General features: G+C 64.2%; 12 protein-coding genes. 7 read left to right on the plus strand and 5 right to left on the minus strand.

From position 1 onward, the window contains the following. Nucleotides 1-601: 601 nt before the first annotated feature. The 3 genes from Q0964_RS17580 to Q0964_RS17590 form a co-directional block, all read right to left on the minus strand. Entirely contained in the window at nt 602-1,753 is a 1,152-nt protein-coding gene (locus Q0964_RS17580; RefSeq protein WP_299270388.1) for a DUF5305 family protein, read from the minus strand. Nucleotides 1,754-1,825: 72 nt separating this feature from the next. Continuing rightward, a complete protein-coding gene (locus Q0964_RS17585; RefSeq protein WP_299270390.1) occupies nt 1,826-2,977 on the minus strand; it encodes a signal peptidase I in 1,152 nt (383 codons plus the stop codon). Nucleotides 2,978-3,045: 68 nt separating this feature from the next. Beyond that, complete coding sequence (locus Q0964_RS17590; RefSeq protein ID WP_299270393.1) at nt 3,046-3,921, minus strand: hypothetical protein; 876 nt, start codon at nt 3,919-3,921, stop codon at nt 3,046-3,048. Between the two features lie 244 nt (nt 3,922-4,165). Between Q0964_RS17590 and Q0964_RS17595 the strand changes: the two genes are divergently transcribed. The 5 genes from Q0964_RS17595 (at nt 4,166) to Q0964_RS17615 (ending at nt 10,054) form a co-directional block, all read left to right on the plus strand. Further along, complete coding sequence (locus tag Q0964_RS17595; protein ID WP_299270396.1) at nt 4,166-4,804, plus strand: DUF7344 domain-containing protein; 639 nt, start codon at nt 4,166-4,168, stop codon at nt 4,802-4,804. Then, nucleotides 4,801-5,259 (plus strand): hypothetical protein, encoded by a 459-nt coding sequence (locus Q0964_RS17600; protein WP_299270398.1) that lies wholly within the window; start codon nt 4,801-4,803, stop codon nt 5,257-5,259. Before Q0964_RS17595 ends, Q0964_RS17600 begins: the two co-directional genes overlap by 4 nt. 616 nt (nt 5,260-5,875) lie before the next feature. After that, entirely contained in the window at nt 5,876-7,024 is a 1,149-nt protein-coding gene (locus Q0964_RS17605; RefSeq protein ID WP_299270400.1) for a sulfatase-like hydrolase/transferase, read from the plus strand. A 291-nt stretch (nt 7,025-7,315) separates the two neighbouring features. Continuing rightward, nucleotides 7,316-8,575 carry an RNA-guided endonuclease InsQ/TnpB family protein gene (locus Q0964_RS17610; protein WP_299270402.1) on the plus strand — a complete coding sequence of 420 codons (1,260 nt, stop codon included), beginning with the start codon at nt 7,316-7,318 and terminating at the stop codon, nt 8,573-8,575. Nucleotides 8,576-8,986: 411 nt separating this feature from the next. Next, nucleotides 8,987-10,054, plus strand: coding sequence for a glycosyltransferase family 2 protein (locus Q0964_RS17615; protein WP_299270405.1), 1,068 nt, complete (start codon nt 8,987-8,989; stop codon nt 10,052-10,054). On the opposite strand, the gene Q0964_RS17620 is transcribed toward Q0964_RS17615, so the two are convergent. Together Q0964_RS17620 and Q0964_RS17625 are read right to left on the minus strand one after the other, a co-directional pair. Next, nucleotides 10,051-12,300: an amino acid permease gene (locus Q0964_RS17620; protein WP_299270408.1), complete on the minus strand. Its 2,250-nt coding sequence runs from the start codon at nt 12,298-12,300 to the stop codon at nt 10,051-10,053. The genes Q0964_RS17615 and Q0964_RS17620 overlap by 4 nt on opposite strands. Further along, entirely contained in the window at nt 12,297-12,779 is a 483-nt protein-coding gene (locus Q0964_RS17625; protein ID WP_299270411.1) for a universal stress protein, read from the minus strand. Before Q0964_RS17625 ends, Q0964_RS17620 begins: the two co-directional genes overlap by 4 nt. A gap of 221 nt (nt 12,780-13,000) precedes the next feature. Here Q0964_RS17625 and trkA point away from each other — a divergent pair, with 221 nt between their 5' ends. After that, nucleotides 13,001-14,332: a Trk system potassium transporter TrkA gene (gene trkA, locus Q0964_RS17630; RefSeq protein WP_299270414.1), complete on the plus strand. Its 1,332-nt coding sequence runs from the start codon at nt 13,001-13,003 to the stop codon at nt 14,330-14,332. Between the two features lie 137 nt (nt 14,333-14,469). Beyond that, nucleotides 14,470-16,044: a TrkH family potassium uptake protein gene (locus Q0964_RS17635; RefSeq protein ID WP_299270417.1), complete on the plus strand. Its 1,575-nt coding sequence runs from the start codon at nt 14,470-14,472 to the stop codon at nt 16,042-16,044.

A 16,044-nucleotide genomic window follows, 5' to 3' on the forward strand; every position in this document is an offset into this window, starting at 1 on the left:
GACGTCTCAAAGCACGCGAACCGCTTCGGGATGCAGACCCGTCGGCGGAAACTCCGGACCGGGAAATGAAACGGCAAACCGCAGTTTCGACGTTCGATGAGAGACAGCTCCCACCTGAGAGTGAGGCCCCCATCGATGTATACGAACGCCCGGCTCAGGCGGTGAGTTCGCTCGCGTCGACACCTGCCCGTTCCTCTCGTCGACAGTTCCGACGAACGTTCGGGGGACACGGCCGGTCTCGTCCGACCACTCCCCGTCGCCGAACGTGCGGTCGTCGCCGCCCCGACAATCGAGTGAACACGACCCGGTACCGCTTCCGGACCGACTCGGCCCGCGCGTGGTTGGCGCGACTGTGTACTTCGAGGTGGAACCGAACTGTCGGCACCACTTCCGCAGGTGTTCGCCGTAGAAACGCGTCGTGTGCTCGCTCCGACCACCAGTCCAGACGATATGCCGGGCCGACGGCCTGTTGTCGAGCGATAGTTTCCATAGACGAGACTCCGACGACCGTGGTGATACACGAACTGGTCGACGGATTATCGCAGCCGTGACAGGTACCGAGGCACCGGCGGTCACCGTTCGCCGCCGGGAACCAGCGCTCTCACCGGTCGGCAGTCTCATTTGTTCGACCGCCCTCAGAGTCGGGTTGTGAGTCGGGGACGTCGACTGCTCGGTTCGAGGCCGAGTCGGGACGCGGTGGCTCGTACACGTACCGGTACTCGTCGTCGACGACGTGTAACCGGTCGTCGTCTGGCGGTTCGATGACCGTCTCTTCGATGTCGATGGCGACGTCGACGAGGTCACGGAGCGTCGCCGCCTCCGCCTCGGGGAGCGAATCGGCTTCTGTGGGTAGCGACACCGTGTGTATCCACCCCTCGTAGGTTTCGTAGTCCTCGCGGTACGCGAGCCAGTCCCGCTCCACCCGGCTGAGCTTGAACCGACCGCCACGGCGCAGGAGCAACAGCCCGACGATGCCGGCACCACCGACGACGACGAGCAACGGGCCACCGGCCCGGTACAGCAGGCTGTACTGGCGCTCACGAGTAACGGTCTCGCGGGTTGGGAACGGCCTGCTCTGCTCTTGTGGCCCCGAGAGGCTGTACGTGTCGCCACCGCGACCGAGCGTGAGTTCGTGGGTGAATCGGCGGTCGACCCGTTCACCGTTTACCCGGCCGTCGAGTCGCGTTTCGGCGACCACGGTCGTCTCGGCGCCCCCGCCCCCGAGTCGCTCCGACAGGTTCCGAGTCCGGTTGGCGACACTCGCGACGCCCAGCGTCACCGGGACACTGAGGCGTTCGCCGGGCCCGAGCGTCCGGTTAGCCGTCGCGAGCGGCTCCGCCACCTCCCACAGGACGCCACCGTTACCGTCGGTCGCCCGCCGGACGAGTCGAAGATCGACGGTTGTCTCGACACGGCCGGTCTCGCTCGCCCGGTAGCCGACGCCGTACGTGACGTTCACTCGTGGTGCGATCGGACGAAGATAGGTCGAGCGGTCGCGCAGGACCGTCCCGGTGTCGTATGCCGGGTTCGGCTCCGTCACAGTCGCGCTGTGGCTGAACGTCCCCGACCGACTCCACGTTTCGGTCACCCGCTGTTCGGTCGTCGCTCCCGGTGTCACGTACGCCGTCACGAGCAGCGAACTTCCGGCGACGACGAACACCGACCCGACCAGCACGACGAGGACGAGCATCCGCCGACTCCACAGTGCCCGCCGGAGTCGGAGCCGTCGTTCGAGCCCGTCTGCATCACTCATCAGTTACTACCGCTCGCGTCATCGTCCATGCTCAACGAGTATACTCACGTTAATCTTGTGGGTGTGAGTCTCTCATTTGCGAAACAGCGACCGTCCGCCCGAGGGGCTGTCGCGTTCGTACTTCCGAATCGCGACCCGGCCACGACCGACGACGACCCGCCCGAGAAGGTAGAACCCGACGCCGATTACCGCGTCGACCGCGAGCAGGGGCAGCCACGGATGGGTTGCGTACAGCGTATCGAGCACGGACGACGGTAAGACGAGGAGATATCGGTGTTCGGTTACGAACTGGCGGTAGAGTCCAGTCTCCGGAGGTGCCTGTGCTGTCACGGTAACGTTACGAGTGTCGCCGGACCCGAGCGCGAACCGCTCCGGACGAACCGTGACCCCGCCGCTCTCGGTGGCGACGTAGACTCGAACCGGTACGATACCGGTGTTGCGGACCGGTTGCGTGAGCGTCGTCGCGTTCCCCGCCCGGACGACCGTCGGTTGCTCCGACTCGAACTCGGCGCTGACGATCTCGTACTCCGTCGTCCCGGCCGGTGCGACCATGGCGACCGTCGCGCCGGCGACCAGCAGCAGGGCGAAACCGGCGAGCAGTGCCCGCGCGTCGCGACCACTCTCCCGGTCGGTCCGTCGCTCGCTGTCGCGGCTTATCTCCTCGGTCGCGAACAGGTCGACGAGATACAACACTGCCGAGAAGCCGGCGACGAGCCACCAGACACCGCTGGGACCGAGCAGCGCACTCGCGCCGACGAGGCTGGCTACGGCCCGCTGGAGTCCACCGACGATGTCGCGTATCCCGTCGACGACGGCTCCGAACGCCGGGAGCACGAGAACGGACCCGCCCGGACGCCAGGCCACCGCCACTACCTGCGCGTTCTTCACCGGCGGCTCCCCGGCGCTCTGGTCGGTGAAGGGATTCGCGTCGCCACGTGTGACGTACCCCTGGTCGGTCCGCTCGACGACGCGGTGAGTCGTGAGCCCACCGCCATCGACGGTTTCCGCGCGATAGGTGACTACGTCGCCGGGTTCGACCGGCCCGGCGACGGCCGCTGGTACGGCCACGAACCCGTCGCCGGCGTCCAGCGTCGGTGCCATGCTCCCGGTCTCGACGAAGGCGAACAGAACCGGCTGGCCGAGTAGTTGGCCTGTGACCAGCGCGAGCAACAGCACGACGACCCCGGCCTGCGCCGCTCGTGTGCCCCAACTGCCAGTTCCCACAATGCATCCAGTAAGGCGCGAGAATAGTATGAACGATTCGATGCCAGAACTCGGCGACGAGACCCCACTCAGATGGGGTTGAACTCCGTGCTGCCGAGCGCGAGCTGGCGTGCGTCCTCGAGCGACCGGCTGACGATCTCAATTTCGTCGAGCACCTGCCCGAGCTCGAAGTCCCTACGGTTCGCGTCGTACTCGCTAAAGTCGGCTGCGAGCCCGACTGTCATCTCCTCACCGGGAATCAGGACGTATCGACCCTTCTCCTCGCCGACCACCACGGTCCCATCAAAAAAGACGCCGCTGAGTTCCGTGGCATCACCGACAGCCCGACGCTGCGCGTCGGAGATGGTTGGCGTCCCGTTGTCGACGACGGTCACCGGGTGGCCAGCGTTGATCCAGGACAGTCGTGCGTTGCCGGGTGCTGTCCCGATGTTCGCCTTCGGTGGCACGAGTCCGACGATGGTGAGCCGCTGCTCCGCGTCGGGCGTCCCCGGGACCGGGTCGAGTTGGCTGAACACGCGGCGACGAGCGCCCAAGATCCCGTTCCCGCTGTTGTTCGTCGTCGAAACTGGACCGCGGAAGAAATGAAGTGGTCCCTCGTCCCCGAACAGACCTCCGTCGTCGTTCACGTCTTTGATCCACACCACCTGTTTGTCGTCGGCCTGATTCCGGATTCTGAAGATGTCGTCGATGACTGTTCGCGCATCTACGTTGACACCGGCTCCGGTTCCCGTCGAGACGTCGACACTGAGTGCGCCACCGTCCGTCGTCGCGAACTGACCGTTCTCATCGCCCGGCTCGAGCCCGATCAGCCCGTCTGCGTCCGTCGCGACGCGTACGTTACTGTCTCGATTCGCCCATACGTCGACCGACGCGGACGTCCCCACTGCGAACGCACCGCCCGCTGCAATCGATCCGATCCCTGCGAGATACTTCCGTCGTTTCATGCTGTCACGAGTACTGACGTACTCACACACAGGTACGGTCTCCCCCTACACTGTTATACGGCCGATAGTCACGTGACTTACACTCCATTTCGGCCCGGATGGGTCCGCTTGAAACAGCGTAACGACCTATTATACTTTTTTTCACGCCCACGGTCCGCCGGCTGCGGGGACCGACCTGTGCGTCGAGCGATAGTATTATGATAATTGGGGTCCGTTACAAATAATTAAATGTGGGGTCGAAAAGATGGGAACATCGTCGGATAGTAACAACTACGTGAATGCGGGCAGACCCACGACAGACAGGGACGCTGGAACCGGGGCTCTCGACCGGGCGCATCTATTCGAGTTGTTGAGTAACCAGCGACGGCGGTTCGTGGTACACTACCTGAAACGCCACCCCGAGGAACGGGTCGACATGGGCGAGTTGTCGACGCAGGTTGCGGCCTGGGAGCAGGCGGTGTCACCCGACGACCTCAGCTACGACGACCGAAAGACCGTCCACACTGCACTGTATCAACACCACGCGCCAAAACTGGACGACGCCGGCGTCGTCGAGTACGACGCCAGCAGGGGGAAGATCACACTCACCAGCGCCGGCGAGGACGTCGACCTCTATCTCGAGACCGTTGGGGACACGGAGATCTCTTGGGCGACGTACTTTGCCGCCCTGTCGGTTCTCGGGCTTTTCACCGGACTCGGTGCCTTCCTGGGGGTCGAACCGCTGGCTTCTATTCCGGGTGCGCTGTGGTGTCTCGCCGTTCCGACCGGGTTCCTCGTGTCCTCGCTCGTGTTCGTCTACGACGCGCGACAGGACATGCGCCTCGACGGCGAGGGGCCGCCTCCGGAGGTCTCCGACGGGCACGACGCGGAGGGCTCCCCGTGACAGCGCGGCGCCTCGGTCTCCTCGTCGTCGCTGTCGTCAGTCTGACCGTCGCGCTCAGTGCGGCCACCGCAGGGGGCAACTACTCCACCACGGACCGGTCGGCGACCGTCGCCGTCGCCTCCGAGGAGACCGCGTATCTGGGACTGGAGACACAGGTGGTCAGAGCCAGCAGCCCGGAACGGAACGACAGCAACGCTACCGCGGCCACTCGACTGACGGTCCGCCTTGAGAACCGGTTCGGCGACGGAACCCACCTCGATGCCGTCGTCACGGCTGGCGGCCAGGACGAACGCGTCCGTCTCCGGCCCGACGAAGCGGCGACGGTTAGCTTCCCCGGCGCCCGGTGTGGGCAGCGCGTCCGAGTCCACGCGACGACACCGGCCGGCAGCCTGTTCGTCGAGACCGTCCGTGACGTTCCGTGTCCGCCGACCAGCGAGACACGCCGCCGACGGTGACCGAAGTGCAAAGAGTATGACGCTCTGCACTCGGTTCTTGGCCCGGACCAGACGCGGACTGCGAGCACTCGCAGTTCTGCGGTGCAATTTCGATTGTACGCCGGATGTTCGCACAACTGGCGCGACGCTACCACCACGGAGTTGCTGTTCGCTCGCTCTACAACGGGACGCAGACGCCTCGCCGTCTCTCTCCGCAGGAGTGAGACCGGTGCAGTACAGCGAGCGTCCGTCGCGTGCCCGGCCGCTGGACGACAGATTTTCGCGGGCCGGCCGGGGGACGCGGGGAGCCGTCTACCGAACCCGGTCGCGGTCGGCCGGCGGGTTCACCCGCGGAACAGTCGGACGACCTCGTCGCTGACGTCAGTTCGGACGGCTATCCGGCCCGGCAGCGCTTCTGGCTTTCCTCCTGAACGGAATCGTGACCACGGTTACCCGCCTCTCGTGCGCGGAACTCGCGTCGGCGATTCCGAAAAGCGGGGGCGGGTACGCGTTCGTCCGAGAATATCTGACGACTCTCGGACCGATTCGTCGCAGGGGGCCCGCTCCAGGCGACGGTAGTGCCGGGCCCGCGAGACGGAAGACATATTATTCCCGTCCCGCGTTCTCAGGCAACTGTATGCAGGACGTCGTGCTGCTGACCGCCGACTCGGTTCGCCGGGACTTCGTGGACGCCATGTCCTTCGTCGCGGACCACGAGGTGTTGACTGGCGTGACGGCGGGCCACTACACGCGGCCGAGCCTGGCGGCGATGCAGTCCTCGCGGCTGCGCGCGTCAGTTCAGTCACGAGTCGTCGGCCCGACCATCGCTGACGCGTTCAGCGCCGCGGGATACACCACTGTCGGACTGGTTCCGACGGCACAGGCCGACCCGGCCTTCGGGTTCGACGACGGCTTCGACCACTACGACAACTACATGTCCGGTTCGGGCAACGCGGCGTCGAACCGGCGGAGCGGCTTCCGCGAGTATCTGGGCTCGTTCGAGATCGTGCGGCAGGTGTACCGACGGGTGTACCCGATGGCGGCCAACATGGACGACCTGCCTGCCGACGACGAGGTAATCGACGAAGCTATCGAGCGGTTCAACGACGCCGAGGGCCCGCGCTTCCTCTGGGTCCACCAGATGGAGAGCCACCGTCCGTACGGGAGCGGCGACGACGCGATCCCCTCGAAAATCGACCGCAAGGCAGAGGCGTCCGGTGGTCGCCACTGGTTCGGTTCCTCGGAGGTATCCCGCGAGGAACGCGAGACGATTACGTCGGCGTACCGCGACGCCCTCAGTCGGGTCGACGACCGGATCGAGCGGGTCCTCACGGAAATCGACAGCGAGGACCCGATCTTCGCGTTCGCGGCCGACCACGGCGACGAGTTCGGTGAGGAAGGATACTACTACCACCAGGGGTACCGTCGGCGAGTGCCCGACACGGTGATTCGGGTACCGGTCGTGTTCGACGGGGCCGAGACGGCGGGTGACCGGCTGAGCCTGCTCGACGTGGGGCCGACACTGGCGGGTGCTGCGGGAGTCGACGCACCCACGGCGTGGCAGGGCAACGACCTGACCGGGACGGCGACCGAGGAGGCGGTGACGGTCGCACCCTGGCACGAGAAGGCGACGGTCGCGTGGCAGGACTTCGAGCGGAAACTGGTCGCCCGGGACGCCGACGTGTCGATGAGAGCGGGCGACGAGGAAGTTGCGGTCGACCGGACGGATGTCTCCGACGAGGTGGAGCGCCAACTGCAGGACCTGGGGTACGCCGACGCCGGTTGACATCCTCCCCGAGCTGAAGGGCGAGGACTCCCGACCGCACCGCACGTCGGGATACTGTGGTTTACACTGTTTCGAGGAGAAAGCCCACGGCTTCAGCCGTGTATCGACGTAGCTAGTTCGTACTCACCAACCCGTTCAACCTCAACCCCACGTTCTCCGGTCTTATAAAAGTGCGAGGCGAAAACCCACCTCTTCAGGGGTGGGATGAAGCCGACGATTGGGAATCAAACCACGCTCCAGTAGCAGGCCGGCTCCCCAACGTTTAATAAGTGCAAGCTCTACATATAAACTATGGAGGTGCGGCGTACTGTCCCCGTTGCGCTCGACGTGGACAGTAACGATGCCGCGCTTCTCGAAGACACCGTAGACACGTTTCTCTGGTGCGCTCAATACGTCGTAGACCACGCTTTCCAAGGCGAGTCCGTCACTACCAGCAAAACCACACTTGACGACGAAACCTACGACGACGTACGCGAGAAAACCGACGGCTTCAACGGCGGACTAGTGCAAGCCGCTCGGAACAAGGCCGCCGAAGCCTGCAAAAGCGTGGTCGCACGCTGGAAAAACGGCAAGAAAGCGTCGAAACCACGAATGACTTCGCCACACGTCGTCTACGACCACCGAACCGCAACGTTCCACGACGAGTACGTGAGTCTTGCCACCACAGACGGTCGAATCGAAGCCGACTACGTACTACCAGACAAAGACAGTGACACGCCCCATGCAGAGTACCTTTTTGCAGACGAGTACGAGACGACAGGGGCAGAGCTACACCGGAAGCACGGCGAATGGCAACTTCACATCCACTGCAAGATGGAAGTAGAATCTGACACGCCGGAGCAGGCAACCACTGAGAACGGAACGGTTCTCGGGGTTGACCTCGGCGTGAACAACCTTGCTATCACTTCAACCGGAACGTTCTGGACTGGCGACGAGTTCGACCACTGGCGGCGGGAATACGAGAACCGCCGTGGCGACCTACAAGAGTGCGGGACGCGGTGGGCGCACGAAAACATGCAATCAGTCGGACGCAAAGAAGAAGCTCGGTTTAAGATGACGCTTCACCGCATATCGAACGAATTGGTAGCTGAGGCCCGTGACCACGAGTGTTCGGTAATCGCGTTCGAGGACTTGACCGATATTCGTGACCGGACTGGTGCGTCGTGGGGGCACAAATGGGCGTTCAACCGCTTGTACGAGTACGTCGAGTACAAGGCCGAAGAACACGGCATTGACGTGGAGCAAGTGGACCCTGAGAACACGAGTCGTCGGTGTTCACACTGTGGGTTCACGCACCCGGACAACCGTGAGAGTGAGTCGTTCGAGTGTCAGAAGTGTGGTTATGAGAACCATGCGGATTACAACGCTGCGAAGAACATCGGCTTGCGGTATCTTCGTCGCAACCAAACTGGAGGCGACGAAGGCGAACCCTTGGGCGTTCGCTTAAACAGCGGGACGCTGAACGTGAACGGTGAGTATGAATCACCTGCCGAGGTTTCGGCCAGAACGGGAGTCCATGCTGAAGAATCCCACCCGTTTACGGGTGGGTAGCTCAACTTAACCCGTTGTCCGGATACAACAGTGTCTCGTCACCGACAGAGACAGCCGCAGTGTTGCAGATACCAAGGTCAACACCTGCTGTCCTCTCGCCGGGTGTTTCAGGTTGGTCACTCTGCATCTCGCAGAGGAAATGCGGTTCCCACTGGTCGCCAGTCCAGACCGCACGGACGGTCTGAACAGTTTCAATATCAGCAAGCGTTTGCTCGTCTGCTTGACTCGTGTATTCGCAGAGAATGTCGTCTGTGGCATACCGCGACGATTTCCATATTCGTTTCTTTCGACAGTCGGACACGGTTGTACCTGGGACCCTCCCTAAGCCCCCCGGACCGACGGGGTATGGCCCACAACCCGCGTGCGGGCCGAGACACAACGCATTTAATGATTCTCGCAGAATCAGAGCTAATGCGTATGTTGGCGACTCGGCCGCCCTTCCAGGCCACTGGCCTCGACAGCCCGACGCTGACGGCGGTGCTGGTGGTCGTTGCCCTCCTGATCTTTCTCTGGGGATTCAAACGCTACCGAACGAGTTTCTCGAAGGCCGAGTTCGGTGTGGCAACGGCCATCGCGGCCGGCACCCTGGTAATCGCGCTCGTTCCCGACCTGTTCAGCGCGCTCGGGAACGTCCTCCGAATCGAACGGCGGCCGCTGGTCATCTCACTGGTTGCGACGGTGCTACTGACGGGGCTCGTGCTGTACGTTATCGGCCGACTCCGCGAACAGCAACTCACTATCGCCGAACTCACTCGGAGCCTCACGATCGACCAGGCAGAACTGGACGACGACGACGAGCGGACGGCCTGCATCGTCATCCCGGCGTACAACGAGGCCGAGAACGTCCAGCCGGTCGTCGAGTCGTTGCCCGAGACGGTCCGGGGGTACAGCGTCGTCCCGCTGGTCGTCTCCGACGGGTCCTCGGACACGACGGCCCGCCGCGCCGCCCGCACCGACGCCGCTGTCGTCGAACACCCGATAAATCAAGGGCAGGGTGGCGCGCTGAAAACGGGCTTCGAGATCGCCCGAGAGAACGGCGCGGACGTGGTGGTGACCATCGACGCCGACGGGCAACACCCTATCGACCAGCTCGGCAACCTCATCGGCCCGATCGCCGACGACCAGGCCGACTACGTGGTCGGGTCGCGGTACACCGGCACCGACCGATCCGGCAACGGAGCCGTCAGACAGGCGGGCATCCGGACGTTCACGTGGCTGATCAACGTCATGGCGGACATGAACATCAGCGACTGTACGAACGGATTCCGGGCGATCCGTGGCTCACGGCTGGACGACCTCACACTGACCGAAGAACAGTTCAGCGCCCCCGAACTCCTCATCGAGGCGCGCAAGAACGGACTTCGCATCCGTGAGATTCCCGTCACCATCGCCGAGCGGGACCACGGCGAGAGCAAAAAGCCGCGGGTCAAGTATGCGCTCGGGCTGATGCGGACGATTCTGGTCACCTGGATCCGCTAGCCGAACAGGCGTTCGAGCAGCGAGCGGTCACGGGCCCTCTCTGCCAACAGGACCGAACACTCCACCTCGTCGACCACGTCGAGGACGAGCGACCCGCGCACGAGTCGTTCGAACAGGCCGTCCTCGGTCGCACCGATGATCACGAGCGACGTGTCGGCGGCAGCGGTCTCGATGGCAGTCTCCACGTCCCCGGTCTCGACGCGGAGGTCTGTGTCCCCGAGGCCGTTCTCGGCCGCCCACTCGGAGAGGAAGCTCCGGCCGGCGTCTTCGTCGTCGGCGACGTGTAGCAGGGTCACCTCGGACTCGTACTCGGCCTGCAGCGTCCGGGCGATGGCGGCGCTCAGGTCCGAATCCGGGCCGCCGGCGGTGGGGACGAGCAGGCTCGACGGGTCGAAACCACGGTTCTTGAGCACGAGAAAGTCACAGGGCAGGTCACGAGCGAGTTCGTCGATGGCGGACTCGGCCCGGCCCGGTGAGCCGTGGGCGTCTGGTCCCCAGCCCATCACGACGAGATCGGCGTCGTGTGACTCGGCGGCGGTGAAGATTTCCTCGAACGAGCGGTGTGAGATGATCGTCTGTGTCTCGACCGGCACGCCGAAGGTCTCGGCGTCGGCCTCGGCGGCGGCCAGCAGGTCGGTCGACTGGCTGTCGAGTTCGTCGACGTGTTCGGCCCCGTAGGCCAGCGAGGTCTGGTCGGGGACGGTGACGATGTGGGTGGCCAGCACGCTCCCACCGCGTTGTTTGGCGACGGCGCTGGCCAGCGTGATGAGGTCGGTCTCGTGCTCGGGGTTAGCCAGTGGTACCATCACCGTGTACCGGCCGCCGTCGGGCTGGACGCTTCCGGCGGCCGTGACTGCAGAGTCGGGCATCGTCTCGGACCGCTCTTGGACGTACTGGCCGAGGATGCCTTGTTTGTCGGCCCGTGAGCGTGCGTAGACGAAGTACCACGCGACCGCGGCGGCGACCAGTCCGAACCCGAGCGTCCTGATCGTCGGTTCGATAAAGTAGATTAACGCGAAGGAGGTGATCGCACCGACGATCGGCGTGAACGGGTACAGCGGGACCGTGTAGTCGGGTTGATAGTCGACCGGTTGAGCCGTCCGCATCACCACCAGTGCAAGATTGAGCAGGCCGTAGATCACCAGGTGGAGAAAACTGGCCGTGCTGGACAGCGAGACGATGGCGTTCCCACCGACGACGTTCGCGCCGATAATAAACGCGAGGATGAGCGCGCCGGTGACCGCAATCGAGCGGTAGGGGGTCGCGAACCGGTCGTGGATGTCGTTCAGTGCGGGCGTGATCAGTCGGTCACGGCCCATGGCGAAGTTGATTCGGGAAGAGGCCAGAATCGAGGCGTTGGCGGAGGAAGCCGTCGCGAGCAGACCACCAAACAGCATTGCGACCGCACCCAGCGGCCCGAGTAACTCGCTGGCTGCCGAGACGACGACGATGTTGCCGGCGCCCTGTTCGGCGGCGATGAAGCCCTGCGGTACTGCGGCGCTCATAGCGATCAACACGAGAGCGTAGATCGCCGTCACCAGCAGAACGCTCCCGATTACCGCCCGCGGGAGGTTCCGGCCCGGGTTCTTGATCTCTTCGGCGACGCTCGTGATCTGGACGAAGCCGAGATAGGAGACGAAGATAATGCCGGTCGTGACCATCGTCGGCCCGTACCCGCTGGCCTCGGGGAGGTTCGTCGGATCGGCCCGGAGTGCCCCGGCGATGGTGAAGACGGTGAGGATTCCGATGAGGATCACGACGATGACGTTCTGGAGACGGCCGGTCTCCTTCGCGCCGACGTAGTTGACCGAAATAAAAAACAGGCCGCCGAGGACGGCGAGCAGTGTCACCGTGTCGACGGCGAGCGGGCCGAGCGTGACTGACTGCCCGAGGCCGACGATGGCTGCGATATACTCGCCGAACCCGACCATGTAGAACGCCGAGGCAAAGGCCAGTCCGAGCCAGTTGGCCCAGCCGGCAATGGAGCCGAAGAGGGGGCCAAGTGCGTGGTTGACGTAGTAGTACGCGCCACCGGATTTGGGCATGGCCGTCCCGAGTTCGCTGGCCGACAGCGCGGTCAGTAGCGCGATTCCCCCGCCGATCAGGAAGGCGACGACGGCCAGCGAGCCCGACTGCTGAATGGCGTCGCCCGGAAGGACGAAGATGCCCGCGCCGATCATCGTCCCGACGCCGATAGTCAACGCCGCGAGCGGCCCGAGGTCCTTGGCGAGTTCCTCGTCGCTCATTCGACCCCTCTGCCGGTCCCGGTGTCGTCCGTTGTCCTCTCCGTCCTCGCCTTACTGTCTGGGTCGCCGTCGTCGGGGAGTACTACGATGGGGCGGTCGGTTTCGGTGATCAGGTCCAGCGCCACGTCGCCGGTCAGCAACCGGACCCAGCGGCTCCCGCTTCGCGGGGTAAACACGACGGCCGTCGCGTCAACCTCGTCCGCGACCCGGAAGATCGTCTCGGACACGTCGGTCCCGTACGCGATTTCGGTCGCGATGTCGTCGCCCAGTTCGTCCCGGATGGTGGCGAATATCTTCTCGGCTTCCTGCTCGCGTTGCTCGACGGAGGTCTTGTCCGGCACACCACCGGCTTTTTCGATCACGTGGACGGCGACGACGCTGTCGCTGTCGGCAGCGTACGAACTGAACGCCATCGCGGTAGTCCGTGCGTCCTCCTGGCTCGCCACGGGCAGGAGGACACGATCGAATACGTCTACCATCGCGTACGTGTCCACCACGGCTCGCTCGGCCGACCCGATGCCGCAGTCCCGCGGACGACTCGCTGTTGCATACGCGACGTTGGTTCGTGGCCCCACTTAAAATCTCGCGCCTGGACCGTCGGCGGCGAGCGGTACCGGTTCCGAGTACGACCGACGGAATGGAAATTCTCTTGAGTCGGCCGCAGGAAGATGGACTCAATGAGGCAAGCCGGTGATCAGCCGTGCGTGTAATCATCGTCGGTGCGGGGCAGGTCGGATCGAGCATCGCCGAGAGTCTCGCGACCGACCACGACGTAGTCATCATCGACAGGGACGCCGAGCTGGTCGAGTCGCTCACCTATTCGCTCGACGTACTGCCGTTGGAGGGGGACGGAACGGACCTCGGGACGCTCGAGGAGGCCGGCGTGGCCGACGCCGACATGGTCATCGGAAGTACTGACGACGACGAAGCGAACATCGTCATCTGTGGCGTAGCGAAAATCGCCAGCGACGCCTTCACGATCGCCCGGGTGAAACAACCGACCTACCTCCAGGCCTGGGAGCGCGCGAAGGGCGCCTTCGGCGTCGACTTCATGGTCTGTACGGACCTGCTGACGGCCAAGGCAGTCGTCGGCGTCATCGGGCTCCCGACGGCGATGGACGTGGACATGTTCTCGGATGGCCTCGTCCAGATGACCGAGTTCAAGATTCCAGAGGACAGCCCGGTCGCGGACACAACGGTCCGCGAGTCCGACCGGTTCGAATCGCTCACCTTCGCCGCGATTCTGCGTAACGACGAGACCATCATCCCGGGTGGCGAGACCGTCATCAAGGGGGCCGACGAACTCGTCGCAATCGGTAGTCCGGAAAGTATGCGACGGTTTGGCTCGGCCATCGCGCCGCAGCAGGAGGTGGCCGACGAAGTGGTCATCGTCGGCGGCGGGGAGATCGGCTACCAGACGGCCCGCCTGCTCGAACAGCGTGGATTCGATCCGATTCTGATCGAACACGACGAGGAACGTGCCCGCTGGCTCGCCGAAAACCTCCCGCAGACGACGGTTATCAACGGTGACGCGACCGATCAAGACCTCCTGTCGCGCGAGGACGTCGGGCGGGCAGACGTGTTGGTAGCGGCCTTAGACAACGACCAACAGAACCTCCTCGCGACGTTGCTGGCCAAGGAGATGGGAACGGCCCGGACGATTGCGGTGACGGACAACGGTGACTTCGCGGACCTCTTCGAGACGGTGGGCGTCGACGTGGCGGTCAGTCCCCGCGAGGCGACGGGCGAAGAGATTACCCGGTTTACCCGCGCCCGTCGGACGGAGAACGTCTCCATCATCGAGAGTGACCGCGCCGAGGTCCTCGAAGTCGAGGTGGACGCCGACAGCATCCTCGCGGGCCGGTCGCTCCAGGAGTCTGCGGCGGAACTCCCGGACGGGTTGGTCGTCGGTGCGATCACCAGAGACGGCGCACTCATAACGCCACGGGGAGATACCGTGATCGAACAGGACGACCACGTCGTCGTCTTCACCGACACTGCGGACATCGAGCGCGCGACCGAACTACTCTGAGTCCACGCGCTCGCCGGCGCCGGGTAGTCACGCCAGAGCGTTCCGGCTGTTCGGGCGGCCACTCGACCACGTCTCGGTGCATTGATGATAGCGGCGCGTAATCAGATGGATATGTTTGCGCTCCAGGTGACCAGCGCGTGAGATGGCGAATCGACTGGCACGCCAGTCTAAGCCTCGTCGGGACCGTCGTCAAATACCTCGCGCTGACGATGACGATACCGCTGTTCGTCGCTGTCGTCTACATGGACGATATCTGGGCGTTCGTCGCCTCGCTCCTGCTGACGGCCGCTATCGGCTACGCCCTCGAACAGCTCGACCCTGACCCGGACCTCGGAGCGAACGAGGCGCTGTTGCTCGTCTCGCTGGCGTGGCTAGCCGCCGCCGCCGTCGGAACGATCCCGTTCCTGCTCGCCGGGTTCGGGACGCAATCGACCGTCGGCCTGAGCCTCGCGTCGCCGTCGGCGTTCGTGACCAGCCTCATCAACGCTCTCTTCGAGTCGATGAGCGGCTTCACGACCACGGGGTCGACGCTGCTGGGCGAGATCAGTTTCGACCGCCACTCCCACGCTCTCCTGATGTGGCGACAGCTGACACAGTGGCTCGGTGGCATGGGGATCATCGTGTTGATGATCGCCATCCTGCCGGAACTGGCGGTCAACGGCGCACAGCTGATGCAGTCGGAAGCCCCCGGCCCGGAACTGCAGAAGCTCACGCCAAAGATCGCAGAAACGGCGCGCGCGCTCTGGCTCATCTACTTCGGGTTTACGCTGCTGTACATCTGTCTGCTCTACGGGCTCAACCTCGCGGGGATGGCACCCGAAATGAACCTGTACAACGCCATCGCCCACGGGTTCACGACGCTACCCACCGGGGGGTTCTCCCCGCAGGCCGACAGCATCGCCCACTTTTCGGCGGCCGTCCAGTGGCTCGTGATCCCGTTCATGGCCGTCGCGGGAGTCAACTTCGCGCTGTTCTGGCACGTCCTCCGCGGCGAGGCCGAGACCATGCTCAGAAATCCCGAATTCCGGGTCTACGCCGGTGCTATCGCGGCTCTGACGGCCCTGCTCGCGTTCGTGCTGTTCCGTGGTGCCGCCCCACCACTCGAGGCTCTCGGCGGGACCACGGACGGCGTCACCGAGAACGCGATCCGGCAAGCCGCGTTCCAGATCACCTCGCTGCTCAACTCGACCGGATACGCCACGTCGGACTTCGCGCAGTGGGACGACCACGCCAGGATGCTGCTGTTGTTCACGATGTTCATCGGCGGGAGCGCCGGTTCGACCGGCGGTGGTGTCAAGATCGTCCGCTGGATCGTCGCGCTCAAAGCCGTCCGCCGGGAACTGTACACGTCCGCTAACCCCGACGTGGTCCGGCCGGTTCGGCTCGGGGGCCACGTCGTCGACGAGGACGCGATCCGCGGGATTCTGGTGTTTTCGATGCTGTACATCCTGCTTTTCGGGTTCGCAGCCGTGTTCATCAGTCTCGACTCGGCCCGAATCGGCTACCAGCTGACGGCCTTGGAGGCCGTCAGCGCGTCGCTGGCGACCATCGGCAACATTGGGCCTGGCTTTGGCCCGCTGGGGCCGTTCGGGAGTTTCCTCGACTTCTCGAACTACTCGAAGCTCCTGATGATCTTCCTGATGTGGATCGGCCGGCTCGAAATCATCCCGGTGCTGGCGCTTTTCATCAGCAAACTAGAGGACTCCGGCTGA

Source organism: Halorientalis sp., assembly GCF_028275115.1.
Taxonomy (GTDB): domain Archaea; phylum Halobacteriota; class Halobacteria; order Halobacteriales; family Haloarculaceae; genus Halorientalis.